Origin of the sequence: Streptomyces sp. M2CJ-2, assembly GCF_016757295.1 — a bacterium.
Taxonomy (GTDB): Bacteria; Actinomycetota; Actinomycetes; order Streptomycetales; family Streptomycetaceae; genus Streptomyces.
Genome location: NZ_JAESIF010000023.1, coordinates 52,393 through 78,452, shown reverse-complemented (window position 1 = coordinate 78,452; position 26,060 = coordinate 52,393). Strand labels below are relative to the sequence as shown.

Genomic DNA, 26,060 nt, shown 5'->3' with positions numbered 1-26,060 from the left:
GCATGTTCAGCACCCGCCTCGGTGCGCGACCTCATACGGTGCGGGCGATCGTCCCGGCCCACTATAGACACACCTCGTCTCATAAGACACCATGGCCGGAGGACAGCCATGGCCGCCCGAGTGCAGGAGTATCAGTGGAGATCAACCTCAGTTCACGCGTCGCCCTCGTCACCGGTGCCGGCAGCGGCATCGGGCGGGACTTCGCCCGCATCCTCGCCGAGAGCGGTGCGTCGGTCGCGGTCATGGGCCGCCGTGCCGAGCAGCTCGCCGAGACCGTGACGGCCATCACGGACAAGGGTGGACGCGCCCTCGCGGTCCCCGGGGACGTGACGTCCGAGGAGGACGTGCAGCGCGTCATGGCGGCGGTCAAGGAGTGGGGCGGACGCCTGGACATCCTCGTCAACAACGCGGGCATCTACCCGTCCGGATCGATCGCGAAGATGCCCGAGGAGACCTGGGTGAGAACGATCGACACCAACCTCACCGGCGTCTTCCGGTGCAGCCGGCACGCCGCCCGGCTGATGAGCGAGAACGGATACGGGCGGATCATCAACGTCACCTCCCCGTCGTCCCTGCTCGGCGCCCTGGGGCAGAGCGCGTACGCCGCCTCGAAGGCCGCGCTCAACTCGTTCACGAAGTCGAGCGCCGCCGAGTTCGGCCGCCGCGGGATCACGGTGAACGCGCTGCTCATGGGGGTCGTCGCGACGGACTCGTTCGTCGGCGAGTACTCCCCGGCCGCCGTCGACGCGCTCGCCGCCGGACTGCCGGTCAAGCGCGCCGGCACCGCCGAGGACGCGGCGGGCGCGCTGGTGCTGCTCGCCTCGGAGGCCAGTTCCTACATCACCGGCGCCATGCTGCCGGTCGACGGCGGGATGAGCAACGTCATGCCGACGCTGCCCTCCTGACCGCTACGGTGCCGGGCCCGCGGTCACGGGCCCGGCCACGGTCACGGCAGGGAGGGGTTGATCACGAGCCGGGTGTTCGCCCCGCGTTCGCCGGCTCGTGTCAGCACCTCGGCCACGTCCCCGAGCCCGAACTCCTCGTACGCGGTGGGCGGACTCACCCTGCCCTGCTCGACGAGCACGAGGAGTTCCTCGACCATGGCACGGGCCCGGTCGGGGAACTCCTCGTTGAAGCGCAGGAGGTTGACGCCGACCAGCGACGCCGCCTTCATGATCAGCAGATTGGCCGGGATCCGGGGGACGGTCCCGGCCGCGAACCCCACGACGAGGCAGCGGCCGCCGAAACGCAGGCTCCGCACCGCCAGTTCCGTGGCTTCGCCCCCGACGGGGTCCACGACGACGTCCAACCCGCCCCCGGCGAGCGCCTCGACCTCCTCGCGCCACCGGAGGGACCGGCTGTCGACGACGTGGTCGGCCCCCGCGGCGAGCGCCGCCTCGCGCTTGGCCGCGGTCGAGGCGGAGGCGATGACCTTCGCGCCGAGCGCTTTGCCGAGTCGCACGGCCGCACCCCCGATCGCGCCGCCCGCCCCGAGCACCAGCACCGTTTCACCGGGCTCGACACGGCCCAGGGTCAGGGCGTGGAAGGCGGTCTCGAAGCTGGTGCGGAACAGGACCGCGGCCGCGTCGGACATCCCCGCCGGCTGGCGGACGAGGTTGGCGCAGGGAACGATCGCCCGTTCGGCGAACGTGCCGACGGTGGAGCGCCGTCGGAGCGGGCCGGGCACGAATCCGTAGAACATCACCTTGTCGCCCGGGGCCACCGAGGTGACCCCCGGCCCGACCGAGGTGACGACGCCGATCCCCTCCGAGCCCGGGACGAACGGCGGCTCCGGGACGATCTGGTACCGGCCGGTGGCGATGAGGACGTCCCCGAAGCTGACGCCGGCCAGCGTGACCGAGACCGCCACCTCGTGCGGGCCCGGCTCGCGCTCGTCCACCTCCTCGACGGCGAAGGTGTGCGGATCCCGGGTTCGGGCGACTACGGCTCGCATCGGGCGTGCCCCTTCCGAAGTGGTCGGCACGTGCCCGAACGGCGCGCGCCGTGATCGATTCGCCTCGGGCGGGCCGGGCGCCCGGTACCCCGTCGTACGCGTCGGTCCGGCCGCCCGGCGGTCTTGCGGGTCCGGCGGCGCCGGACCCGCAGGACCCCTTCTGCCCTTCTGCCCGGCACGTCCCGCGCCGGGTCGGCCCGGGGTCGCGCACGCGCGGCCCCGGGCCTCGCGGCCTCAGCCCTCGGGGTTCGTGGCCTCGGTCGACGACTCGAAGACGATCCCGTCCCGCAGCAGCTCGTCGACCTCCGCGATCCCGAACGACTCAAGGATCTCCCGCGTGTGGGCACCCCTCTCCCGGGGCGCGCGGGGCGTGCCGGACGGCGTCCGGGAGAAGCGCGGGGCGGGGGCCGGTTGGGAGACGCCGCCCACCTCGATGAACACCTCACGCTCCCGCAGGTGCGGGTGTTCGCGTGCCTCCGTGAGCGACAGCACCGGAGCGACGCACGCGTCGCTGTCCATGAAGAGCTCGGTCCAGTGGCTCTGGGGCTCCGACCCGAACACCTCGGCGAAGGCCGAGCGGATCGCCGGCCAGGCGGAGACGTCGGAGCGGTCGGGCACCTTCCCCTCGAGGCCGAGGACCTGGAGGAGTTCCGCGTAGAACTTCGGCTCCAGGGCACCCACGGCGACGAACTTCTCGTCGCTGGTGCCGTACGTGTCGTACCACGGGGCCGCGCCGTCCAGCCGGTTGGCGCCCCGCCTGTCGGTCCACAGATCGGAGGCCATCAGACCGTGCAGGATGGAGGTGAGCGAAGCCGCGCCGTCGACGATCGACGCGTCGACCACCTGCCCCCGGCCCGATCGGCCCGCCTCCAGCAGGGCGGCCAGGACACCCATGACGAGGTAGGTGGCTCCCCCGCCGAAGTCGCCGAGCAGGTTGGCGGGCGGGAAGGGGCGGGTCCCCTCGGGGCCCGGGGTGAGCGCCCCCGTCACGGCGACGTACCCGATGTCGTGGCCGGCGCGCGAGGCCAGCGGACCGGACTGGCCCCACCCGGTCATCCGGCCGTAGACGAGCGCCGGGTTCAGCTCGTGGCACCTCTCAGGCCCGATGCCCAGGCGCTCGGTGACCCCGGGGCGGTGGCCCTCGAGGAGGACGTCGGCGCGGGCGACCAGCTTCTCGACCACGCCGAGGCCCTCGGGGGTCCGCAGGTCGACCACGATCGAGCGCCGGTTGCGTCTCAGGACGTCCTTGGTGGGGGCCACCCAACTGATCGGCGGCCCCGCCCGCTCCACGCAGATGACGTCCGCCCCCATGTCCGCGAGCAGCATGCCCGCGTGGGGGATCGGCCCGATCCCGGCGAGTTCGACCACGGTGATCCCGGCGAGCGGACCGGTCGGCCGGGCGTTCTCTTCCTCGTCGTTTTCCTCTGGCATCACGTCAGCTTTCCTCTCCTGCCTGTCCAGGTGTAGATGGGCGGTGGCCGCCGCGCGGCACGGCCGGCCGTCTCCGGCCGGTGCGGTCGGCGGGATGCGCCCGGTGCGCTCGGCCGTCTCCGGCCGGTGCCGTCGGCGGGATGCGCCCGGTGCGGTCAGCGGTTCCGCAGTCCGAGCGTGCCCGCGATGATGTCCCGCTGGATCTCGTTCGTCCCGGCGTAGATGGTCGGGGCGATGCTCAGCCGCAGGTGCCGCTGCATCTCGAACTCCATGCTGTAGCCGTAGCCCCCCATGAGCTGCACCCCCTCGAGCGCCACCCGCTTGGCGGTCTCGGTCGACTTGACCTTGGCCATGGAGGTGGCGCGCACCCGCTCCTCCTCCGTGCCGATCCCCTCGGCGACCCGCCGCGTCACGTCGTGCACCAGTGTCCGGGTGGCCTCCACCTCGATCGCCAGATCGGCGATGCGGTGACTCACCGCCTGGAAGCTGCCCACCGGGGCCCCGAACTGGCGGCGCTCCCGGACGTAGGCGAGGAGATCGTCCAACGTACGTCGGGCCATGCCCAGTTGCTGGGCGGCGCACACGATGCGCTCGCCGTTCAGGCAGGCCATCAGCTGACGCCAGGCCCCGCCCACGGTGCCGACGACCGCTTCGTCGGGCACGAACACGTCGTCGAAGAAGACGTCGTTGACCTCGCTGCCGCCCAGGGTCGGGATGGGGCGGACGACCACTCCCGGCGCGTCGGCCGGGACCTCGAACATGGTCAGCCCGTCGTGCCGCCGCTCCTCGCGGGAGGTGCGGGCGACGAGCAGGAGCGCGGTGGCGTGCTGGGCGTCGGAGCACCAGGTCTTCTGCCCGGTGATGCGGTAGCCGCCCTCCACCCGGTCGGCCTGGCAGGTGATGGCCGCCGCGTCCGAGCCGGCCTCCGGCTCGGAGATGCTGATGGAGTAGACCTTGCCCTCGCAGATCGCGCCGAGCGCGGCCGCCTTCTGGGCCTCGGTGCCGAACCGCTTGTAGACCCCGGCGACGGTGTGCGAGGGGCCCATGCCGTGGACCGGCGCCAGGCCTCGCCACAACTCCTCGAAGGCCAGAACCTGATCGATCAGGCCCCCGCCGCTGCCGCCGTACTCCTCGGGCACGGAGACGCCCACGTAGCCGACCGCGGCGAGTTTGGCGTACAGCTCCGCGTTGTGCTGCTCCTCGCCTCCGTCGGTGAGGGCATCGCGCTGCTCACGGGTTCCGCACTCGCGCCGGCAGAAGTCCCGCACGGCTTCCACGAAGTCCCGCTGCTCGCCGGTGAACGCATGGGTAGTCAAGGCGCCTCCTGTTGCCGCGGCATGACCGATCGCGACACGAATCTGGGGGTGAGAACGACCATTCACTCGAGGGTGGGTGGGGTCGGTTCCTTGAAGCTACCAGCCAAGGGCGCTGCGGCCTACAGGTCTGAAGAATTTTCGGAACGATCGTTTACGTCTCGCAAAACGCGGTGTTAGCCTCGCCGCACCACAGTCCACATGGACGGTGGTGCCCGTCCATGGCACCGCCGTCACAGCCTGGAGGTACGCCATGGGGTACCCGCTTCCGGACGAGGTCGCGTTCAAAGGGCCCTTCGCGCCCATGCGCTTCGAAGCGACCGTCGAGGAATGCATCGTCAGCCAGGGTGAGATTCCCAAGGAACTGTCCGGGGGGTTCTACCGCACCGGTCCCACCTGGAAGCGTCCGACCAAGCAGGGCACCAACCCGCTGCTCAGCATGGACGGCATGGTCCAGGGACTGATCCTGGACAACGGCCGGGCCGACTTCCGCAACCGCTGGATCCGCACCCCCAAGTACGTGCTCGAGGAGGGCCGGCAGCACGGCGTCTTCGAGTGGCTCGACAGCGGTTTCGGCGACTGGCGCGACTTCGCCTACGGGGACGTGACCCGGGACGCGCTCACCTGCGGAGTCCCGCAGGGCACGAACAACATCAACATCTTCCCCTTCGCGGGCGAGGTCGTCGCGCTCAGCGAACAGGGCGGCCCCCCGATCGCCCTGGACCCGATCACGCTCGACACCAAGGGCATCGTGCCCTGGTCCTCGAAGCTCAGCGCGGGCGTGCACCTGCCCACCGCGTTCGGCGACGCCGACCTCGCCGCCCACCCCAAGTGGGACCACGAGACGGGCACCCTGTACGGCTGGAACTACCGGGACGTCGCCCCCTACGTGACGATCCACGTCATCAGCCCGGACGGCCAGGTCGAGACCCGCGACCTGCACGACGCCCCGTACAACACGGTGGCGCACGACATCTGGCTCACCCCGGAATGGATGGTGATGCCCTTCCAGCCCTTCACCATCTCGCAGGAGCAGGTCCGCGAGCGGCAGGTGGGCATCTGGGGGTGGGACGAGACGCTTCCGATCGTCATCGCGCTCATCCCGAGGAACGACATCCAGGGCAAGATCAGATGGATCAAGACGGACCTGCCCCCGCAGTACGTCATGCACACGATGTCGGCCAACGTGGAGAACGGCAAGCTCACGCTGGACGCCCCCGTCTTCAACCGGCCGCCCTTCCCCTTCGAGCAGGACCTCAAGGTGGGCGAGGAGGTCGCACTGTTCTTCTCCGTCGCCAAGAGTTTCCTGGGGCGCTGGACCATCGACCTCGCCACCGGCGCGACCTCGAGCGAGCAGCTCTCGGACCGCCCGAGCGAACTACCCAAGGTGGACGAGCGGTTCTACGGCAAGGGCTACCAGTTCGGCTTCCAGGTCGGCGGCGTCGTCAAGCGCAAGGGCATGTCGATGAACAGCCTCGTGGTGACGAACATGCGCACCATGAGCGAGCAGGTCCACCAGATCCGCGAGGGTGAGCCGGCCGCGGTGCTCGAGGCCACGTTCGCGCCGAGGCGCCCGGACTCCCCGGAGGGCGACGGCTACATCATCGTCCCCGTCTCCTGGTGGGCCGACAAGCGCGGCCAGTACCTCATCTTCGACACCGACGACATCACCAAGGGCCCGGTCTGCACCATCGACCTGCCCTTCGCCCTCGGCTGGACCCCGCACGGCCACTGGTCCGACTTCCGCTGACGCAACCCCGAGTGCGTCCGGCCGGCCGTGAGGCGACCGGCGGCACGCCCCCGGCCTCGGACGCGGCCGCAACGCGGCCCCGACCCTCCTCCGGTACCCGCCTCGCCCCGGCGGCGAACGCGCCGCGGAACCCCGACCGCCCCTCGACGCGGCCAGGACCGGCCCGGACCGGCACCCACCGCCGCGTACCGCCCGGCGCCCCGACGGCCCCTCCGCGGGCCCGTCCGACGGGCCGCCCCAGCGCTCCCCCAGCGCTCCCCCGGTGCTCGTCACCGAGAGGCCTCGAGTCCACACAGACCGTTGACCCCGGGGCAACCAGCACATACTATTGAGATTCAGTGACTCACAAAGATGGGACAGATCATGTCGGCGTTGATTCCTGAAGGCCTGACCCCCGCGGACGAAGGCACCCACCTCTGTCCTCCCGGATTCGACGGGCTGTGGGGCGACACGTTCTGGGTCAGCGTGGTCGACCCCGAGGCGAACGTCCACGGCGTCAACCACTTCCACCTCACCAACAAGGGGTACGCCCGCCTGACCGCCTTCTACATCATCGACGGCGAGCACCAGTGGTACGGCAACAAGATCCCCTTCGACGCCGGCCAGGGCGGCATCACCTCCTTCGGTGACGAGCGCATCTCGTACGAGGTCGTGCGGCCCTTCGAGGAGATCCGCATCCGCCTCGACGGCACCCGGTTCGCCTTCGACCTGACCTTCACCGGTCGCTTCCAGGCGTTCAACTACGACAACTTCGAGCGCGACCCGATGAAGAACGTCGGCAAGACCGCCGTCGTGCACGGCGGTCACTGGGAGCAGGCGCTGGCCGTCACCGGCACCGTCGAGCTCCGGCACGGTCCCAACCGCGGCGACGTGCGCCAGATCGACTCCTTCGGCTTCCGCGACCGCAGCTGGTCCACCCGGTTCTCCGAGGAGTCCCCGTGGGCCGACTCCCAGCGCCCCGACCGCCAGGCCCACTTCTGGCCCTCGATCTCGCTGCCCGAGCGCCACATCAGCCTCATGGGCATCACCGCCACCAAGACCTCCGGCGACCAGGAGCCGGTCGTGGCCGGCTTCGTCTCCGACAAGGACGGCTCCCGCGAGGTCAAGTCGGCCGAGATGGTCCCCGTCGTGGGCGACCTGCGGACCCAGTCGTCCTTCGGGTACCGGATCGAGCTGGCCGACGGCGAGGTCCTCAACGTCCGCACGACCGACCACTTCGGCACGATCAAGCTGTGGGACCGCGGCGAGAACGACCTCGAGAACCGCTTCGACTGCTACGAGCCCTTCGTGGCCTTCGAGGTCGAGGAGACCGGCGAGCGCGGCGTCGGCGTGTGCGAGTACAGCGTCATCCCGCCCCGCCCGCGCTGGCAGGCATGATCCCATGAGCGAGTCCCGCTTCACCGAGCGCGTGCGGGAGGTCGTCCTGACCCGTCTGCCCGAACTCGAGGTGCGCGAAGTCGTCTCCGTGGACCGCCTTTCCGGCGGGCTCTCCTTCGAGACGTACACCGTCACCACGAGGACGGCGGACGGGCCGGGCCGGCTCATCCTGCGCCGTGAGCCGACGGGTGGTCCGCTGGCTCCCTACGACATCGGCTTCGAGGCCGACGTCTACCGGTCCCTGGCCGACTCGAACGTCCCCGTCCCGCGGGTGCACCTGCACGAATCCGACCCGGACGTCCTCGACCGTCCGTTCGTCGTCGCGGAGTTCGTCACCGGGGAGGCCTTCGTGCACTCCTCGGCGCGGTTCGAGGAGGCGGGAAGCCGTGAGGCGGTCCTGGACCGGTTCACGGAGATGCTGGCCCGGGTCCACACCCTGCCCGTCGAGGGCCTGCCCTGCGGGCCGGGCGGGGTGGGCACCGGGGCCGGCGACGAGGTCCGTCACTGGCGGAAGCGATTCGCCGAGGTGGAGCTGTCTCCTCGGCCCATCCTCCGCCGGGTGCTGGACGTCCTGGAGGAGCACGCGCCGACCGAGTACCCCCGAGCCCTCGTGCACGGTGACTACCGGCTGTCGAACCTGCTCTGGAAGGACGGCGAGATCACCGGCGTCCTGGACTGGGAACGTTCGTTCATCGGCGATCCCCTCGCCGATGTCGCCTTCACCCGCAACAAGGCCCTCGCCGGCTGGTGCAGGATCAACGGCCCGGCGGCCGAGCGGTACACCGAGCTGACCGGCTACGAGATCGACCCCCGGCGCATCCTGTTCTGGCAGCTCGTCGAACTCGTCAAGGTGGTGTACGTGGGCATGGCCTCGGCCGCCGCGCTGGCCCGGGGGACCACCTCGGACCTGCGGCTGCTCTCCGTCGCCAACGCCTCCACCGCCGTGGAGCCGGCGATGGTCAAACTCACCGACGCACTGGCTTCCGGAGCCGAGGGAGGCACTCGATGATCTGGATGAGGACCGAGGAGCTCATCGACGCGGTGCACAGGTCCCTCCTGGAGAACATCGCCCCCGCCGTCACGGACCCCTACGCGAAGGTGCAGGTGATCGCCGCCGCGCACGTCATGTCCGAACTCCGGCAGCGGATCCTGGAAGGCGATCCCGTGGTCCGCGACAACGCGGCCCTCGAGACGCTCCTCGACTCCTGGGGCGCATCCCGCCCCACCGGTGACGACGGCGACCCCCGGGTCGCCAACCGGCACGCCCGCGACGCCGTGGTCCGGGCGGTGGCCGGGCAGGACGAACCCCGGGCCCGCGAGATGACGGCCGAGGTCGCGCGGATCGAGTCCACCCTCGCCAAGGACGACATGCGGTGGGTGTGCCGGGACGCCATGGCCACACTCGAGTGATCCACGGAAGCAGGGACCCGAGGCCATGCGGATCGGACTGAGCATCAGCGGGCTGGCCGACACGGCCGACGAAGCCAGGCGCGCCGAGGAGGCGGGCTTCGACTTCGTCGGCTGCGGCGAGCACGTCTTCTTCCACGGCCCCACGCCCAACGCGTTCGTCGCCCTGGCCGCCGCGGCGGGGGCGACGAGCCGGGTCCGGCTGGTCACCTCGATCGCCCTCGCCCCCGTCTACCCGGGCGCGCTCTTCGCGAAGCTGACCGCGGCGCTCGACGTGGTCAGCGGGGGCCGACTCGATCTCGGAGTGGGTGCCGGCGGGGAGTACCCGGCCGAGTTCACGGCGGTCGGGGTGGACGTGAACGAGCGTTTCCGTCGATTGGACGAGGCGCTCGCACTCCTCCGGCGGCTCGGCCCCGGCAGGCCCGTCACCTTCGACGGCGAGTTCACCGCACTCGACGGCGTCACCCTCCGGCCGGCGCCCGCACAGCACGACGGCCCACCCGTCTGGATGGGCGGCCGGGGCGAAGGAGCGCTGCGCCGCGCCGGACGGTGGGCCGACGTGTGGATGCCGTACCTGCTCGATCCGGCCCGGGTGCGCGACGGGCTGGAGAAGGTGCGCGACCACGCGGCGGCACAGGGCCGCGACCCCCGCCCGCTGAGCGGGGCGCTCCTGGCCTGGACGGCCGTCGACGAGGACGACGCCTGGGCGCGCGCCACCGGTACGGCGGCGGTGAGCACCACCTATGACCAGGACTTCTCGGGTCTGGCGGACCGCTATCTCCTGCTCGGCTCACCCGACCGGGTGCTGGAGCGGCTGGCGGAGTACGCGCGGGCCGGTGTCGAGCACGTCCTGTTCCAGGTCGCGGCCTCCGACGCCGCGGACCGCAGGCGGATCATCGACACACTCACCGAGCGGGTACTGCCCGAGGCCGGAAGGCTCTGACCCTTCCCGCGCCCGGCTCCGGTACCCGGAACGCTCGGAAAACGCGGTGCGCGACGCCGCTCGCCGAACAGCGTCGCGCACCGCTCCCTACAACACATGTGACGGGAGGTCGACATGCGAAATCCACTCGTTCCCCCGGTCGTGGGCGAGGGCCCGCTGCTGCGGTCCCTGCGCGCCGAGGTACGTGCGTTCACGGCCGAGCAGGCCGCCGCGGGAACGTTCGTTCCCCGCGTGGACACGTGGCTCACGAGCTGGGACCGCGAGTTCACCCGCGAGCTGGGCCGGCGGGGATGGCTCGGGATGGTCGTCCCGAAGGAGTACGGCGGACAGGGCCGGACGTTCCTGGAACGCTTCGTCGTGACGGAGGAACTCCTGGCCTCGGGCGCGCCCGTTGCCGCGCACTGGATCGCCGAACGCCAGGTCGGCCCGTCGCTCCTGCGGTTCGGGAGCGAGCAGGTCAAGCAGACGTTCCTGCCCCGGATCAGTCGGGGCGAGGTGCTCTTCGGCATCGGCATGTCCGAGCCGGAGTCCGGGTCGGACCTGGCCAGCGTCCAGACCCGGGCGACCCGGTGCGAGGGGGGCTGGCGCCTCACCGGCACCAAGGTGTGGACCTCGGGCGCGCACCAGGCCGACTGGTTCATCGTGCTCGCACGCAGTGCCCCGCTCGACGAGCGGGCCAGGCACGCGGGGCTCAGCCAGTTCCTCGTCGACCTCGGCTCGGACGGCGTCACCGTCGCGCCGATCGTCTCCATGAGCGGCGAGCACCACTTCAACGAGGTGCACCTCGACGACGTCTTCGTCCCCGACGACCTCGTGCTGGGGCAGGCGGGCGACGGCTGGCTCCAGGTGACCTCCGAACTCGGCTACGAGCGCAGCGGTCCCGAGCGGATCCTGTCCACCTGGGCGCTGCTGGCGGCCGCGACCGGGTGCGTCGAGAGCGGCGCGCTGCCGCAGGACCCGCAGCTCGGCCGTCTGGTCGGTCGCGTCGCCGCGCTGCGGCAGATGTCGTTGGCGGTCTCGAACGCGCTGGAGGCACGGCAGGACGCGGACACCGCGGCGGCCGTGGTGAAGCTGCTGGGCACGACCACCGAGGGCGACATCGCCGAGTACGTGGCCACGCTCGCCGCCAACGGCGGGTTGGACGAGGGGGTGCGCGTGCTGCTGGACGCGGCGCTCCTGCAACGTCCCGGGTACACGCTGCGGGGCGGCACGAACGAGATTCTCACGGGCGTCGTCGCCCGCGGACTGGGGCTGCGCTGATGACTGGACCCGAAGGCAGACTGACGACGGAGCTCACCGCCGATCCCGACCTCGTCGAGATCTTCACCGAGCTCATGGACAAGCACCGGTCCGCGACCGTGCCCGCGGCGCGGAGCGATCTCGACCGCGCGCTGTGGGAACGGCTCGACCGGCTCGGGTTCACCCTGCTGTCGACGGGCGAGGAGCACGGCGGCAGTGGAGGGACCCTCCTCGACTCGACGGCGCTGCTCGGACTCGCCGCGGGAGCGGGTGCCGCGGTCCCCCTCGCCGAGCACGATCTGCTCGCCGCCTGGCTCCTCGCCGAGGCCGGGCTGCCGGCCCCCGCCGGCATCCGCACCGCGGCCCACCCGGACGCCGACGGGCTGGCCCTCTCGGTGCCCTGGGCCGGGCGGACGGACGGTGTCGTCGCCCTGTGGCACGACCCGTCCGACCGGGTGTGGCGGGTCGCGGACCTGGCGGGCGAGGACCTGGCGGTGACCGCGCGGGACGACCTGTCGGGGCTGCCGCGCGCGCACGTCCGGTTCCCCCTGCGGGCGCTGCGGGCGGGTGCCGTGGTGGATCCGGAGGTGGCGGAGCGGTACACGCTGCGCGGGAGCCTCGCGCGCTGCGCGCAGATGACCGGGGCCATGGAGGCCGCGCTCGACCTGGTGGTCGCGTACGCGAACGAGCGGGTGCAGTTCGGACGTCCCGTCGGCCGTTTCCAGGCCGTCCAGCACCTGGTCGTCGGGATCGCCGCCGAGGTGTCCCTGGCGCGGGCCGCGACGAACGCCGCCGCGCAGTCGGTGATGGTGCGCGGATGGGACGACGAGCACACCCGGTTCCTGGTCGCCGTCGCCCGCTCGGGTGTCGGGCACGCCTCGTCCCTGGTGGTCCGCTCGGCCCACCAGGTGCTGGGTGCGATCGGGACGACCGCGGAGCACCCGCTGCACCGGTTGACCAAGCCGGTCCTGGCCTGGCGCGCCGACTTCGGCTCGATGCGCGAGTGGGACGTCCGGCTGACCGAGTCCGCGGTGCGGGCCGGCAGTGCCGGTCTGTGGGAGCGCGTCGCTCCCCTGTCATGACAGCGTACCGACGCGAACGAGCCCGTCGCCGCACGCCCCAGGACCCCCTACGCAATGCCGGGCGACCGGCGAGAACACGAGGAGCACACTTGTGAGACGCACACTCTTCGACGAGGACCACGACGCCTTCCGCGCCTCGGTGCGCACCTTCGTGGAGCGTGAGATCCAGCCGTACTACCAGGAGTGGGCCGAACGCGGACTGGTGGACCGGGAGCTGTACACCAAGGCGGCCCGCCAGGGCCTGGTGGGGCTCCAGGTGCCGGAGGAGTACGGCGGGGCCGGCGCGACGAGCTACAAGTTCAACGCGGTGTTCATCGAGGAGACGATCCTCGGCGACGCCAACCTCGGCTCCCTGCGGGTGCACTCGGAGGTCTGCCTGCCCTACCTGCTGCGCTACTGCTCGCCGGAGCAGCGGAGCAGATGGCTGCCGGCCGTCGCCCGCGGCGAGCTGGTGCTGGCCCTGGCGATCACCGAGCCCGGTACGGGTTCGGACGTCGCCGGTGTCCGGACCACGGCGCGTCGCGACGGCGACCACTACGTCCTCAACGGGGCGAAGACGTTCATCACCGGGGGCGCCAACGCGGACCGGGTGCTGGTGGTGTGCCGGACCGCGCCGGCCACCGAGGACGACAGGCGCGCGGGGCTCTCGATCCTGGTCGTGGACACCCGCAGCCCCGGCTTCGAGGTGGGCCGCAAGCTGGACAAGATCGGTCTGCGCGCGCAGGACACCATGGAGCTGTCCTTCACCGACGTCCGGGTCCCGGTGGAGGACCTGCTGGGGGGAGAGGGGAACGCCTTCGGGTACCTGGCCCACAACCTGGCTCAGGAACGGCTGACAATCGCCGTCGCGGGAATGGCTTCGGCCGTGCGGGCGCTGGAACTGGCCACCTCGTACGCCCAGGAGCGGAGCGTGTTCGGCAGGCGTCTGCAGGATTTCCAGAACACCAAGTTCGTCCTGGCCGAGTGCGCCACCGAGATCGCGGCGGGGCAGGCGCTGGTGGACCAGTCGATCGAGGCGCTCGACCGCGGCACGCTCACCCCCGCGGACGCCGCGCGGGCGAAGCTGTTCGTCTCGGAGATGCAGCAGCGTGTCGTCGACAAGTGCCTCCAGGTGCACGGCGGTTACGGCTACATCAACGAGTACCCGATCGCCGGCCTGTACGCGGACGCGCGCGTCACCCGCATCTTCGGCGGTACCTCGGAGGTCATGAAGTCCATCATCGCCAAGTCGCTCGGCCTGTGAGCGCGGCGGGCGGTCCGGCACGGGCGTCTCGTAGAATCTCCGCCATGCCCCGTCATCAAGAGATCCTGCTGGCAGCTGAACGCCTGTTCTTCGAGCGCAGCTTCGACGGCGTCGGGGTCGACGACATCGGCAGGGCGGCCGGGACCAGTGGTTCGGCGATCTACCGCTACTTCTCCGGCAAGGACGAGATCCTGGCCGCGCTCTTCAGCCGGGTGCTGGACGAGCTCCTCGTCCGCTCCGGCAGGCCCGGCGACGATCCGCACGAGGAGCTCGAGTGCCTGCTGCGCGGCTTCATCGAGCTGGCGACGAGTCACGAGATGCTGGCGGCGATCTGGGTCAGGGAGCAGCGTTCGCTGGCGGACCCCTACCGGGGGGAGCACGTGCGACGCCTGCGCCGCTTCTCGGACCGGTGGGTGGACTGCCTCGACCGCAGCTATCCCGGCCGCTCCCGCGAGGAACTGCTGATCGCCTCCAGGGCCGTCCAGACGATGCTGCTGGCGGAGGCCCTGCGTCCGCCGGAGACCCGGCGGCCGGCCGGGTCGCACGAGCTGATGCTGCGGATGGCGCGGGCCGGCCTGAAGGCGCTCGAGACGGACCGGCCTCAGGACTCCTGAGGTCCGGCCCCCTCGGGCCCCCGGGGCGGGGCCTGCGGCAGCAGGGCGAGCGCGGCTTCCGTGATCACCTTGCGCGTGTACTTGCTGCCGGGGCGGTACCAGCGGGAGACCCACAGGCACTGGCCGAGCAGCAGTCGGGCGGTGACCACCGGGTCGGCCTCGGCCAGCAGGCCGTCCTTCATGGCGTCCTTGAGGACCTTGACCCACAGGCTCTCGTAGTGCCGGCTGAAGGAGCGCCAGCGCTCGTAGGAGTCCTGGGGCAGCCCACCGCCACCGAAGAAGACGGGCAGGTAGCCCCGCATGCGCACGGCGGCGTCGACCTGGAGCGTGATCAGGGCTTCGAGCTTCTCCCTCGCCGTGTCCTCACCGGCGACGATCTTCTCGGCCGCCTCGGTGAGTTCCTTGGTGCTCCGCTCGAAGAGCACCGCGATGATGTGTTCCTTGGTGGGGTAGGTGCGGTACAGCGTGGCGCGTGAGACGTTCAGTCGGTCCGCCGCCGCGGTGACGCTGACTCCGTCGTGCCCCTCCTCCGCATAGAGCTTGGCGACAGTGGTGGCCAGCGCATCCGGGTCGATCACCCGACGCGGCCGCCCGAGCGGCCGCTTTCCCTCGCCGTTGGCGTCCTGATGTCGTGACCCTGTCACTTTGGAGACTCTCCGTTTCTGGAAGGGGTGGTGCGGCCATGATACGGCGAGTCTCGCCAATGACTCCCGCCGTGCACCCGGTCACACCGTCGTCGGCGGCACGTGCGCGGTGCGCGCGCCTCGCGGCCGGCCGGCCCGCTCCAGCGCGTCCACCCCGGTCCGCTCGCCACACTCGCACATCGCGCCGCCCCGCCGGTCACCGGTTCGGCCCCCGTGAGTATTCCAGCGCGCGGCGGGCCTCCCGGCTGTGGCGCACCGACATCACGCCACTGGCTTCCGCCCGGAGCACCCCGTCGGAGCCGGTCACCCGCACCTGCGCGAAGACCACGGTGCGCCCGGAACGCCGGACCGAGACGGACAGTCCCATGGGCAGGTCACAGGGTTGGTAGTAGTCGACGGTGAGCGAGGCCGTCGCGATGCCGTCACCCGCGTCCACCGCCCGCACGCACGTGACGCCGAGCGCGTGGTCGACGGCCGCGGCGACCACTCCGCCGTGCACGGCGCCGTTGGGGTTGACCGGGATGGGACTGCTCCTGGCGACGAACTCCCCCTCGCCGTCGGTGAGTCGCAGGCAACGCACATCGAAACCGGTCGCGAAGGGCAGCGTGTTCGCCCACGCGCACCACTCCTCGTCCGACGCCTCGACGGGCACCAGGGGGTACTCCTCGGACGCTGCAACGGGCATGCTTCCCCTCCGGCTCGTGGTTCGGTGCGGCACTTGCGGCCACCCCCGCGGGGTGCCGGGGTCCGCGCGCGTCGCCTCGGCCCCGCAGGGGCGTCGGCCGGGTGCACCGCGGAGGTCCGGGGCTTCCCGTCCACTGCCGTGCCCCGCCTCGGGGACACACTACTATTTCGAGACGGATAATGTCTAAAGGTTGATCGGCGCACCCGTTGACCCCGCGCCCGCGATCCCTATAGTGAGACACGCAACGTCAAAATTGTGGTGCGTCGGGAAACCTTTCGTCCGCACCGCTCCGACGCCTGGGCAGGCGCCGTGACGGACGGGGCGGACATGACCACCGCGCGAGCGGCCGGCGGCCGGGGCACACGGAAGTGGGGAGTGGGAATGGGCCACGATGCACAACTCGACGGTGACTGGAAGCCGTCCTCGTGGGACTACGTACCCGAGTACGGCGACCGCCCCCCGCCCTGGCGCCGTCTCCTGGTCGAGCGGATCCTGCGGCTGAGCGCACGCCGCCGTCCGGCCGAAACGGCCGTGGTCTGCGGGGACCGGACGCTCACCTGGCTCGAGTTCGACCGTCTCGCCGACCGCGCCGCCGACGGACTACTGCGCAGCGGACTCCGACCGGGCTCCGTCGTGGCGCTCAGCGCCACGAACCTCCCGGAGACCTTCGCCATGATGTTCGGCATCGCCCGGGCAGGCATGACCGTGCTCCCCCTCAACCCGATGAACTCGCCCAAGGAGATCGAGTTCCAGATCTCCGAGGCCAAGGCGGACCTGACGATCTCCGCGGCGGGTCCCACCGTCCTGGACGTCATCGACCGGGGCCGACCGGACGTCGTCCACGAAGCCGACGTCGAGGAGACCTCGCCCTACTGGGTCCGCTTCACCTCCGGCACCACCGGCCTGCCCCGCATGTTCCCCAACAGCCAGCGCAACATCAGCCTCCAGGCCCTCCACATGGCGCTGGACCTCCGGTACCGCTCGGACGACACCTTCCTCGTCAACGCCCCCCTCGCGCACGCCTCCTTCAACTTCGCGCTCGCCGCCGTGCAGGCCGGGGCCAAGGTGGTCCTGCACGAGAAGTTCGACCCGGAGAACCTCTGGCAGGACTGCGCGCGCCAGGGCGTCACCCAGATGTTCATGGTCCCCACGATGCTGGCCGCGGCGCTGCAGCACCCCGGCGAGGCCCCCGATCTGCGCACCGTCTTCGTCACCGGGGCGACACTGCCCCCCACCCTCAAGAAGGCGGCCGTCGAGCGGTTCCCGCACGTCGACTTCACCGAGCTGTACGGGACCTCCGAGCTCGGCATGCTCGCGCTGCTGCGCGGCGACGAGAGCGCCGGCCGCGAGGGCTCCGCCGGGCTGCCGCACTTCGCCGCCCGGATCCGCATCCTCGACGACGAGGGCAACCGGCTCCCCGCGGGCGAGATAGGCACCATCTACCTCCAGGGCCTCATCATGACCAGCGGCTTCAACGGCTCGGTGCCCGCGCCCGCGAACTCCGCCAGGGACGGGTGGGTCACCTCCGGGGACATGGGCCATCTCGACGAGGACGGTTACCTCTACCTCGCGGACCGCCGCTCCGACCTCATCGTCACCGGTGGGATGAACGTCTACCCCGCCGAGGTCGAGAACGCCCTGCTCCAGGCGCCCGGAGTGCGCGAGGTCGCCGTCGTCGGGACCCCCGACGACTACTGGGGCCAGAAGGTCACCGCGGTCGTCGTCGGCGACGCCGACCAGGAGGCCCTCGACACCCACTGCCGCGACCTGCTCGCCTCCTACAAGATCCCCCGCCTCTACCGCTTCGTCGACGCGCTCCCCACCTCCCCCACCGGAAAAGTTCTCCGCCGCCTGCTCCGAGAGGAAACACAGGAGTGACCACCACCGCCCGGGACACCCTCCGCGAGTTCATGACCCGGATCGGCGATCCGGCCACCGCCCGCCAGGCCTTCGGGCTCGTCGCCGAGGACTTCGTCGCCAACGAGCCCGACAGCCTTCCCTACCGGGGACAGCACCACGGCCCGCGCGGCCTGCGCGCCCTGCTGCGACAGGTCAACGAACTCTTCGAACTCTCCATCGAGAACGTCCAGGTCACCGACGCCGGACCGGACCGCGCCCTGGCCGACGTGCAGATCCGACTCGCCTCGCGCACCACCGGCAGGAAGCTCACCACCCGGGTGCTGGAGCTCTACCGCGTGGAGAACGGCAAGCTCGTGTCCCTCGACGTCTTCTACCAGGACACCCACGCCCTGGTCGCACTCCTCGACGAGCGCGGACAGTGACGCGGCGCGCCTAGCCGGAACTCCGGCAGGGAGACGGACACGCACGCGCGAACACAGCCGCCCAGGACGCCGGCGCACAGGGCGCAAGGGAGCCGGGCGTGCGGCAACGGCAGGTTCGGCCCTGGCCACGGGTGCCGCACAGGGCATGGGCGGGTCGAGCGCACGGCTTCTGTCCGAGGACGGGCCGCTGTCCTGTGGCCGACATCGACCACGGGACAGCGGCCCGGCTCGTCACGGGGGCGAGCGTGCGGAAAGCGTGCTGCTGGTCGTGTCGTCCACCGAAGTCCGGGAGCGGGAGGCGCGCGACGCCGAGGAGCACCGCGGCCGCCCGGACGGACTCGTCGGCAGTGCGCCCACCGCCTTCACCGGGAGGACCGAAGCGTAGCGCCGGCGGTCCCACCGCCTCAGAGAGGACGGCAGCACCTGCCCATGCCCACATCGAGGGTCAGCCGACTGCGTGTCGGCTGACCCTCGCCGTCGTCACCGAGGAAGGCGCAGAGCGGCGGGGGCCGCTCCGGGGTGCGTCCACCGAGCGTGTCCACCGGGCGCTCCCGGTCCCGCGCGGGCCGCCCTCACGGGCCATGCTCCCGCCTCCCGCGCCCCTGACATGCGAAAGGGCCTACCGACCCGCTCGGTGGACCCTTCGCCGCGTGCGGGGCCGGCGCACGCGCCCGTGGTCCCGCCCCGCACCCCCTACTTGCCCAGTCGGCGGCGGAGCCCCTCCATGGCCTCCGCCATTCTCGGGTCGGCCATCAGCAGCCGCTGCGCCACCCACTCCCGCTCCAACTGCTCCATGAGGGTGCTCTCCGCCGACTGCAGGAGCAGCCGCTTGGTGGTGCGGACCGACCGGTCGTAGACGTCCGCGAACGGCCGCGCGAACTCGTGGGCGGCGTCGAGGAGTTCGTCGGGCTCGACCACGGCGTCCACCAGGCCGAGGTCGAGCGCCTCCTCGGCGCCGATGGTGGTGCCCCTGGTCAGGATCCGGAAGGCCTTCGCGTGGCCGACGACGCGGGGCAGGATCCAGCTCAGCCCCATCTCGGCGGTGAGGCCGAGGGAGGGGAACGACGTCGCCAGTTTGGCGGTACGCGACATGACCCTGATGTCGTGCAGCATGGCCAGCGCGAACCCGCCACCCGCGGCAGCCCCGTTGATCGCCGCGACCGTCGGGGTGCCCAGCTGGGTGAACCTGGCGACCCAGCGCCCCACGCCCAGGTGGTCCACCCGGCGCGCCTCGTAGGGCAGGACCGGGTTCCCGGTCCGCCCCGCGGCGCCGTCGGTCCCCAGTTCGCCGACGTCCAGCCCGGACGGGCCGTTGTCCATGAGCGTCTTCGCGTCGAGGCCCACACAGAACGAGGAGCCCGCACCCGTCACGACGATCGCCCGGACGTCCGGGTCCGCGTCCGCGGCCTCCGCGGCTTCGATCAACTCGCCGAACAGCGCGCCTCCGACCGAGTTGTGGTGTTCAGGGCGGTTGAGGGTCAGCACCGAGGTCTTTCCTTCGGTGCCGACGATGATGTCACTCATGGAATTCCGGATCACTCTCCCACCATTTATGACTCTCTGAGTCTCAAAAGATATCTCCGCGACACGGTCTCCTGTCAAGACGCGCGCGCTCACCCCAAGGCGACATCACCCCGCTCAGGACCGGCCCGCCCCCCACTCGGCCCCGCGGCACACACACCCCTCACCCGCCCCCTCGGCCGACCACCCCCACCGCCAAGCCCCACCCGCCCCCACTGCGTCGACGCGCGTCGCACACCATTGCCCTAATGAGATTGCGCGTCTATTATTTCGAGTCCTGCGCGCCGTCGCACGACCCGTCGAGGAGCGAGAGCGACGCCGTGGACGACGTCCTCGGGGCGCCCGGGACGACGCGGCCCGAGGCCCTGCCGCCCCCGAGACAGGTGCCCGCGAGACCCGCCCCCCGCCGCGCTGCCACGCCCGCTTCACGGACCTGCCGACGAGCATCCCGGCACAGACCCGGAAGCAACAGACCAAGGCCACCCCACGGGGTGCTTCACGAGAGGCAGACACCATGAAGGTGCTCGTCGTCGGAGGAACCGGGCCCACCGGTCCGCACGTCGTACAGGGCCTGCTGGACCGAGGGCACGACGTCACGCTCTTCCACCGGGGGGTCCACGAGCCCCCGGAGCTTCCCGAGGTCCGCCACATCCACGGTGATCCGCACTTCCGCGAGACGATCGAGGAGGCGCTCGCCCACGAGCAGTTCGACGTCGTGGCGTGCATGTACGGGCGGGTCAAGACCTTGGCCGAGTGGTTCGCCAAGCGCTGCGAGCAGTTCGTGGCCGTCGGCGGGGTCCCGTCCTACAAGAACGTCCTCGGCTGGACCACCCAGCGTCCCCCCGGCGCGGTGCTCCCGACCCGTGAGGACGGCCCCCTGGCGGACACGGAGGGCGAGGCGTCCTCCTTCGCCGGCAAAGTGCTCGCCGCCGAGCGCGAGGTGCTCGGCCGCGCCCGCGACGGTGACTTCAGGGGCACCGTGATCCGCTATCCCGCCATCCACGGTCCGCGCAACCAGAACCCCCACGAGTGGATGGTCCTCAAGCGGATGAACGACCGCAGGCCGTTCATGATCCTGCCCGACGGCGGACTGGGCATCCTGGGCCGCTGCGGAGCGCGCAACGCGGCGGAGGTGCTGCTGCGCTGTATCGACCGGCCCGAGGCCGCCGACGGCGAGGCGTTCAACGCCGCCGACGACACCCAGTACTCGTGGCGCCAGTGGGTGGACGTCGTGGCCCGGGCCGCCGGGGGCTCGATCGAGATCGCCTCCCTGCCCGCGGAGCTGGCCGGCCCCGTCCAGGCGAGCCTGATCCCGCTGCGCGACTACTCGCCGCAGACGCTCTTCGACACCACCAAGGCCAAGACCCTCCTGGGCTACCAGGAGGTGATGACGGCCGAGGAGCAGATCCGCGAGACGGTCGCCCGGCTGCTGGAGACGCCGCCCGACGTCGACTCCCAGATCGCCTTCGTCGACACCTTCGGCTACGACCGTGAGGACGCCCTGGTCGCCGCCTACCGGAAGGCCGTCGAGGAGGTCCGCGAGACGGCCGGATGGGACGCCCCGGCGCTGCACCATCCGCTCCCGCACCCGAAGAAGGCCGGTCTCGGCCCCGACGAGATGGGGAGGTAGCGGTGACCGACGACGAGCACCGCGGCACACCGGAGCAGGAGAAGGGCGTCCCACGCGCCCACGGCAGGAACGCGACGGCAGAGCACACGACCAGGCAGGAGCGGTACTGATGCACATCGGCCACATCGAGGTGGAGCCCGGTGTCCGGCTCCATGTCCAGGACCTGGGCGAGGGCGAGCCCGTCGTGCTGCTGCCCGGTTTCGGCATGGCGCACGAGACGTGGGACGGCGTCGTCCGGCGGCTGACCGAATCCGGTTACCGCGCGGTGTGCGTCGACCCGCGCGGTCACGGCCTCTCGGACCGGCCGCTGCACGGGTACGACGTCCCGAGGCTGGCGAAGGACGTCGTGGCCGTGCTGGACGCGCTCGGGATCGACTCGGCCACGATCGTCGGCTGGTCCTTCAGCGGCCAGGTCGGCTTCCAGCTCGCCGCGACCGCGCCCGAGCGGGTGAGCCGGCTGGTCCTCGTGTGCTCCAACGCGGTGCGCACGACGCGCAGCGAGGAGTTCCCCTTCGGACTGCCGGCCTCGACCCTGTTGCCCACCCTGCTCGAGGGCGAGCTGAACGACCGCATGACCTCGCGACGGGCGGGGATCGCCAACGCGTTCGCCTCCCCGCCCGACCCGCATCTGCTCGAATGGCTCACCACGCTCTCCCTGCGCATGCCGTCGTGGGCCGGCGCCGCGGTCTGTGTGGCGCTGATGGAGACCGATCTGGTGGCCCAGATCCCGCACGTGCGGCAGCCGGTGCTGCAACTCATCGGAGCCGACGACAAGATCTTCTCCTTGAAGGGCGCACGGTGGCTCAACGAGCGCCTCACCGACGCGACGCTGGTGCCGCTCGAGGGGTGCGGCCACTACCCGATGCTCGAACGTCCCGCCGACTTCTTCGACGCCCTGCACGCCTTCCTGTCGAGCACGGCCCCCCAGGCCGCCGAGCAGGTCGCGGCGGGCTGAGCCCAGGAAAGCCGACAAGGGGACGGGACATGCCAAGGGGCGGCGGCGGGCCGGCCCACGACGGCGCCGGTCCTGCCCGCGCACGCACGGAACACGCCGGCCCCGGCAGGACCGGAAGGAACGGTTCTGCCGGGGCCGGCGGTCGTGACGGAGGTTCAGCCGCTCACGGGCTCGGAGACGTACTGGTCGCACATGAACGCCATCTTCGACGAACGGTCGAGGAACTTGTCCTCGTCGTCGAGGAACGCCGCGAGCTGGTCCGGCTCCTGGACCAGACGCTGCATCCCGGCGAGCGCCTCGCGGTCCCGGAACGTGATCACGGTGATGGCGTCGTACGGGTCGTCGCCGACGGACGCGTTCGTGTCGGAGGTGCTGGCGTGCTCCCCGGAGGAACGGACCAGGTTCCTCGTGTAGCTGTCGTAGAGGTGGCCGAAGCAGCCCTGCGCCATCTTGGCGTGGACCTCGTTGTAATGGGCGGCGAATTCCTCCTTCGTCGTCCCCGGCTTACGCTTGAGAAAAAGGACGACACTGATCTTCTGGGACTCCGTGTTCGTCACTTCGCATACCTTTCTTTCGACCTGCTGGATATTTTTCGGATGGTTCTCTGGTGGCCCGCCCGGATATCCCGGCAGCGGGCCGTCACGGAATGCCGGCGCCGGGGACGTCGACCGGGAGCTGCACGATCGACGCGCCGCGCACGGCGGCGGCCTCGGTCGCGTCCCAGGTGGGCGCGAGGCAGACGTACAGGGTGGAGCGGTCCGGACCACCGAGGGCGCAGGCGTAGGCGCCCTCCGCGAAGACGTGCTCGGCCAGGATCCGGCCGCCCTCCGCGACGCGCAGGACGCGCTTGTGCGGCGGATCGGTCACCCAGATCGCCCCTTCGGCGTCCAGCGCGATGCCGTCGGCGGAGACGTCGATCACGGAGAGGAGTTCACCGGCGTCGGTGGTGGCGGGCGGTTCACCGAAATTCGCCCATGCGCGACGACCGGAGAGATTTCCGTCCTCGAGGTCGAACGCGGTGAGCCGGTTGGCGAAAGATTCGCCGACGACCAGGGTCTTTCCGTCGGGGGTGATCACCGATCCGTTCGGGAAGGCGAGGTTCTCGGCGACCTTCCCGAAGGAGCCGTCGGGGTCGACCCGCCAGAGGTCCGCCGGGGCCACCGCCTGGCCGCCCCGGAGGTCGAATCCCATGTTCCCCACGTAGGCGCGCCCTTCGGCGTCGACGACCATGTCGTTGAGGTGGTGCGGGATCACGTCGCTCAGGTCCGCGTGGACCACCGACTCCTCGCCGTCGCGGCGCATGATCTTCCTGTCCTTGACGGAGACGAACAGCATGCGCCCGTCGGGGAGGAAGCCCAGACCGCCCGGCTGGTTCGGCACCACCGCCTCGAGTCGGACCTCCGCGGTGGCGGACACCGACAGGACCTGGTTCGTGAAGAAGTCCGAGAAATACAACCGGTCGCCGCGCCAGCGCGGGCATTCCGGATAGGTGAGGTGGCGAACTGTGGTCGTGAACTCGGACATGGCCTCTCCACCCTTCTCGACGCATTCCCCCTCGCCGGGGTCCGCGTCCACCGGTTTCGATCGCGACGTTAGACTCGGAATCTCAAAATAACAATGCTCCGATCCGCATTTCGTCGCCGATCCGCACATCGGTGCGACCGGGCGGGTCCCACCGGGCCCGCGGTGCCGGGTCGACCGGTCGTCCGGCCCGCCCGGCGCCGCGGGCCCGGCCACGGCGCCTGTCGCAGGAGCCCCGCGCACCCGGTCGCCTACACCTCCACGACCACCGCCCCGCCCATGCCGCCGCCGGCGCACATGGCCGCCATGCCGAGGCCGCCGCCCCGACGCCGCAGGGCGTGCACGAGCGTCGTCACCATGCGCGCCCCCGAGGCGGCGATCGGATGGCCGAGGCTGCACCCCGAGCCGTGGATGTTGATCTTCTCCTCGTCGATGCCGTGCACGCGCGCGGCGGCCAGCGGCACCGAGGCGAAGGCCTCGTTGATCTCCCAGAGCGCGATGTCTTCGGCGGACAGCGAGGAGCGCGCCAGGAGCTTGGTGATCACTGCGGCGGCGGCCATGCCGGTGCGGTGCGGCTCGACCCCCACGGCGCCCCAGCCGCGGATCCGGGCCAGCGGGTCGAGTCCGTGCTCGCGGGCGTACGCCTCGCTCACGACCATGAGCGCGGCTGCCGCGTCGTTGATGCCGCTCGCGTTGCCCGCCGTGATGGAGAAACCCTCGATCTCGGGGTGCACCGGCGACAGCGCGGAGAGCTTCTCCATCGACGTGCCGCGTCGGGGATGCTCGTCCTGGTCGAAGGTGACCTGCTCGCCGCCGAGCGTGACGGACAGCGGCACCAGCTCGTCGGCGAAGAGGCCCTCGTCGATCGCGGCGACCGCCCTGCGGTGCGAGCGCAGCGCCCACGCGTCCAGTTCCCGCCGGGACAGGCCCGCCTCCCGGGCGGCGCTCCAGCCGACGGTCAGCGTGACGTCGTCCGTCGCGCCGTCGTAGTGGGGGAAGGTGGGCCCCATCCCGGTGCGGGTCCGATCCGAGCCGGGCTCCCGCCACTCCAGGGCGGGCGCCGTGGAGGCGGACTCCGTCCCGCCCGCGACGACGGCGTGCGCGGCCCCGCCGCGCACGGCGCCGGCCGCGTTCCCCAGCGCGGTGAGGCTGCCCGCGCAGTGACGGTTCACCGCCTGGCCGGGGACGTCGAGCATGCCTGCCGCCACCGCCGCGTGGCGGGCGATGACCCCGCCTCCGGCGAGCGACTCGGCGAGGATCACGTCGTCGACGGCTCCGGGCTCGACGCCGGAGCGCTCGACGCACGCGAGGAGCACCTGCCGGGCGAGTTCGTCGGCGCCGGTCTCTCTCAGCGTCCCCTTGAACGCCGTGCCGACGGGGGTGCGGACCGCGCTCACGATGACCGCGTCGTTCATGCCGCCACCTCCTCGACCCGGGAGGACATCGTCGTCAGCCGGTTCTCGATGAGTCCGCACGCCTCCTCGACCACCCGGTCGACGAGTGCGGAGACGGTGGGGATGTCGTCGATCAGCCCCTGGACCATTCCCACCGTCCAGATGCCGAGTTCGGGGTCCCCCTCCTCGTAGACCCGCCGTCCCCGGGCTCCGGCCACGAGTTCGCGCACGGTCTCGAAGCGGGGGTCCTCCGCGAGCCTGCGCACGACCTCGCGGCTGACGCTGTTGCTCGCCACCCGGGCGGTGTTGCGCAGCGGGCGGAAGATGAGCTCGGTGTCCCGCTCGGTGGCCGCCACGATCGCCTCCTTGACGGGCGTGGCGATCGGCGACTCCACCGTGCACATGAAGCGGGTGCCCATGTTGACCCCGTCCGCGCCCAGGGCGAGCGCGGCCACCAGGCCCCGCGCGTCGGCGATCCCCCCGGAGGCGATGAACGGGATGGACAGGGTGCTCGCCGCGCGCGGGAGCAGGACCAGTCCGGGGATGTCGTCCTCCCCCGGGTGGCCGGCGCATTCGAACCCGTCGATGCTCAGCGCGTCGACGCCCACGGACTGGGCCTTGAGCGCGTGCCGGATGCTGGTGCACTTGTGGAGGATGCGGACGCCCGCGGGCTTGAGCATCTCGACGAACTCGGTCGGCAGGTTGCCCGCGGTCTCCACGATGGTGACGCCCGAGTCGATGATGGCGCGGCAGTACTCGTCGTACGGCGGCGGGTTGATCGACGGCAGGATCGTGAGGTTGACGCCGAACGGTCGATCGGTCATGGTCCGGCAGCGCTCGATCTCCCGGGCGAGGTCACCGGGGGTCGGCTGGGTGAGCGCGGTGATGAACCCGAGGGCGCCGGCGTTCGCCACCGCCGCCACGAGTTCGGCACGCCCGACCCACTGCATCCCCCCTTGCACCAGGGGGTGTGTCACCCCGAAGAGTTCGGTGAAGCGGGTCGAGATCCTTCGATGGGTCATTCTGTCTCCCTGACTGGCTGGTCGGCCGCGGACCCGTCCGCGGTGTGGTGCGC

General features: G+C 71.3%; 24 protein-coding genes. 14 read left to right on the top strand and 10 right to left on the bottom strand.

The window, feature by feature from the left end; genetic code table 11:
* The first annotated feature begins 134 nt into the window (after positions 1-134).
* Entirely contained in the window at positions 135-905 is a 771-nt protein-coding gene (locus JL475_RS19240; protein ID WP_202279005.1) for an SDR family NAD(P)-dependent oxidoreductase, read from the top strand.
* Positions 906-946: 41 nt separating this feature from the next.
* Here JL475_RS19240 and JL475_RS19235 read toward each other — a convergent pair whose 3' ends face one another.
* The 3 genes from JL475_RS19235 to JL475_RS19225 all read right to left on the bottom strand — a co-directional run bounded on the left by JL475_RS19235 (position 947) and on the right by JL475_RS19225 (position 4,701).
* Positions 947-1,954 carry an NADPH:quinone oxidoreductase family protein gene (locus JL475_RS19235; RefSeq protein WP_202279003.1) on the bottom strand — a complete coding sequence of 336 codons (1,008 nt, stop codon included), beginning with the start codon at positions 1,952-1,954 and terminating at the stop codon, positions 947-949.
* A gap of 234 nt (positions 1,955-2,188) precedes the next feature.
* On the bottom strand, positions 2,189-3,385 hold the full coding sequence (locus JL475_RS19230) for a CaiB/BaiF CoA-transferase family protein (protein WP_202279001.1): 1,197 nt from the start codon (positions 3,383-3,385) through the stop codon (positions 2,189-2,191).
* A 155-nt stretch (positions 3,386-3,540) separates the two neighbouring features.
* A complete protein-coding gene (locus tag JL475_RS19225; protein WP_202278999.1) occupies positions 3,541-4,701 on the bottom strand; it encodes an acyl-CoA dehydrogenase family protein in 1,161 nt (386 codons plus the stop codon).
* A gap of 250 nt (positions 4,702-4,951) precedes the next feature.
* On the opposite strand from JL475_RS19225, the gene JL475_RS19220 reads away from it, so the two are divergent.
* From JL475_RS19220 to JL475_RS19180, 9 genes are all read left to right on the top strand, one after another.
* A complete protein-coding gene (locus JL475_RS19220) occupies positions 4,952-6,448 on the top strand; it encodes a carotenoid oxygenase family protein (protein WP_202278998.1) in 1,497 nt (498 codons plus the stop codon).
* Between the two features lie 351 nt (positions 6,449-6,799).
* A complete protein-coding gene (locus tag JL475_RS19215) occupies positions 6,800-7,825 on the top strand; it encodes a hypothetical protein (protein WP_202278997.1) in 1,026 nt (341 codons plus the stop codon).
* 4 nt (positions 7,826-7,829) lie between these two features.
* A complete protein-coding gene (locus JL475_RS19210; RefSeq protein WP_202278996.1) occupies positions 7,830-8,834 on the top strand; it encodes a phosphotransferase family protein in 1,005 nt (334 codons plus the stop codon).
* Entirely contained in the window at positions 8,831-9,235 is a 405-nt protein-coding gene (locus JL475_RS19205) for a hypothetical protein (RefSeq protein ID WP_202278995.1), read from the top strand. The genes JL475_RS19210 and JL475_RS19205 overlap by 4 nt, the downstream gene beginning before the upstream one ends.
* Positions 9,236-9,260: 25 nt before the next feature.
* Positions 9,261-10,175 (top strand): LLM class flavin-dependent oxidoreductase, encoded by a 915-nt coding sequence (locus tag JL475_RS19200; RefSeq protein ID WP_202278994.1) that lies wholly within the window; start codon positions 9,261-9,263, stop codon positions 10,173-10,175.
* A gap of 114 nt (positions 10,176-10,289) precedes the next feature.
* Positions 10,290-11,435: an acyl-CoA dehydrogenase family protein gene (locus JL475_RS19195; protein WP_202278993.1), complete on the top strand. Its 1,146-nt coding sequence runs from the start codon at positions 10,290-10,292 to the stop codon at positions 11,433-11,435.
* Entirely contained in the window at positions 11,435-12,496 is a 1,062-nt protein-coding gene (locus JL475_RS19190; protein WP_202278992.1) for an acyl-CoA dehydrogenase family protein, read from the top strand. The genes JL475_RS19195 and JL475_RS19190 overlap by 1 nt, the downstream gene beginning before the upstream one ends.
* A gap of 91 nt (positions 12,497-12,587) precedes the next feature.
* Positions 12,588-13,739 carry an acyl-CoA dehydrogenase family protein gene (locus tag JL475_RS19185; RefSeq protein ID WP_202278991.1) on the top strand — a complete coding sequence of 384 codons (1,152 nt, stop codon included), beginning with the start codon at positions 12,588-12,590 and terminating at the stop codon, positions 13,737-13,739.
* A 44-nt stretch (positions 13,740-13,783) separates the two neighbouring features.
* Complete coding sequence (locus JL475_RS19180) at positions 13,784-14,353, top strand: TetR/AcrR family transcriptional regulator (RefSeq protein ID WP_202278990.1); 570 nt, start codon at positions 13,784-13,786, stop codon at positions 14,351-14,353.
* Here the strand turns inward: JL475_RS19180 and JL475_RS19175 are convergent.
* A complete protein-coding gene (locus tag JL475_RS19175) occupies positions 14,341-14,997 on the bottom strand; it encodes a TetR/AcrR family transcriptional regulator (protein WP_202278989.1) in 657 nt (218 codons plus the stop codon). The two genes, JL475_RS19180 and JL475_RS19175, sit on opposite strands and share 13 nt — an antisense overlap.
* A gap of 196 nt (positions 14,998-15,193) precedes the next feature.
* Positions 15,194-15,682, bottom strand: a complete 489-nt coding sequence (locus JL475_RS19170; protein WP_202278987.1) for a PaaI family thioesterase — start codon at positions 15,680-15,682, stop codon at positions 15,194-15,196.
* Positions 15,683-16,063: 381 nt separating this feature from the next.
* On the opposite strand from JL475_RS19170, the gene JL475_RS19165 reads away from it, so the two are divergent.
* Together JL475_RS19165 and JL475_RS19160 are read left to right on the top strand one after the other, a co-directional pair.
* A complete protein-coding gene (locus tag JL475_RS19165; RefSeq protein ID WP_202278985.1) occupies positions 16,064-17,560 on the top strand; it encodes a class I adenylate-forming enzyme family protein in 1,497 nt (498 codons plus the stop codon).
* On the top strand, positions 17,557-17,964 hold the full coding sequence (locus JL475_RS19160) for a nuclear transport factor 2 family protein (protein ID WP_202278983.1): 408 nt from the start codon (positions 17,557-17,559) through the stop codon (positions 17,962-17,964). The genes JL475_RS19165 and JL475_RS19160 overlap by 4 nt, the downstream gene beginning before the upstream one ends.
* 693 nt (positions 17,965-18,657) lie before the next feature.
* Here the strand turns inward: JL475_RS19160 and JL475_RS19155 are convergent.
* Positions 18,658-19,488: an enoyl-CoA hydratase/isomerase family protein gene (locus JL475_RS19155; RefSeq protein ID WP_202278981.1), complete on the bottom strand. Its 831-nt coding sequence runs from the start codon at positions 19,486-19,488 to the stop codon at positions 18,658-18,660.
* A gap of 511 nt (positions 19,489-19,999) precedes the next feature.
* On the opposite strand from JL475_RS19155, the gene JL475_RS19150 reads away from it, so the two are divergent.
* Positions 20,000-21,115: an NAD-dependent epimerase/dehydratase family protein gene (locus tag JL475_RS19150; RefSeq protein ID WP_202278980.1), complete on the top strand. Its 1,116-nt coding sequence runs from the start codon at positions 20,000-20,002 to the stop codon at positions 21,113-21,115.
* Between the two features lie 109 nt (positions 21,116-21,224).
* Complete coding sequence (locus JL475_RS19145) at positions 21,225-22,070, top strand: alpha/beta fold hydrolase (protein WP_202278978.1); 846 nt, start codon at positions 21,225-21,227, stop codon at positions 22,068-22,070.
* 155 nt (positions 22,071-22,225) lie between these two features.
* On the opposite strand, the gene JL475_RS41240 is transcribed toward JL475_RS19145, so the two are convergent.
* The 4 genes from JL475_RS41240 to JL475_RS19125 form a co-directional block, all read right to left on the bottom strand.
* Positions 22,226-22,627: an EthD domain-containing protein gene (locus JL475_RS41240; protein ID WP_202278976.1), complete on the bottom strand. Its 402-nt coding sequence runs from the start codon at positions 22,625-22,627 to the stop codon at positions 22,226-22,228.
* Positions 22,628-22,709: 82 nt separating this feature from the next.
* On the bottom strand, positions 22,710-23,594 hold the full coding sequence (locus tag JL475_RS19135; protein WP_202278975.1) for an SMP-30/gluconolactonase/LRE family protein: 885 nt from the start codon (positions 23,592-23,594) through the stop codon (positions 22,710-22,712).
* Between the two features lie 248 nt (positions 23,595-23,842).
* Complete coding sequence (locus JL475_RS19130; RefSeq protein WP_202278973.1) at positions 23,843-25,006, bottom strand: thiolase family protein; 1,164 nt, start codon at positions 25,004-25,006, stop codon at positions 23,843-23,845.
* Positions 25,003-26,007, bottom strand: a complete 1,005-nt coding sequence (locus JL475_RS19125) for a nitronate monooxygenase family protein (RefSeq protein ID WP_202278971.1) — start codon at positions 26,005-26,007, stop codon at positions 25,003-25,005. The genes JL475_RS19130 and JL475_RS19125 overlap by 4 nt, the downstream gene beginning before the upstream one ends.
* Positions 26,008-26,060: the final 53 nt, after the last annotated feature.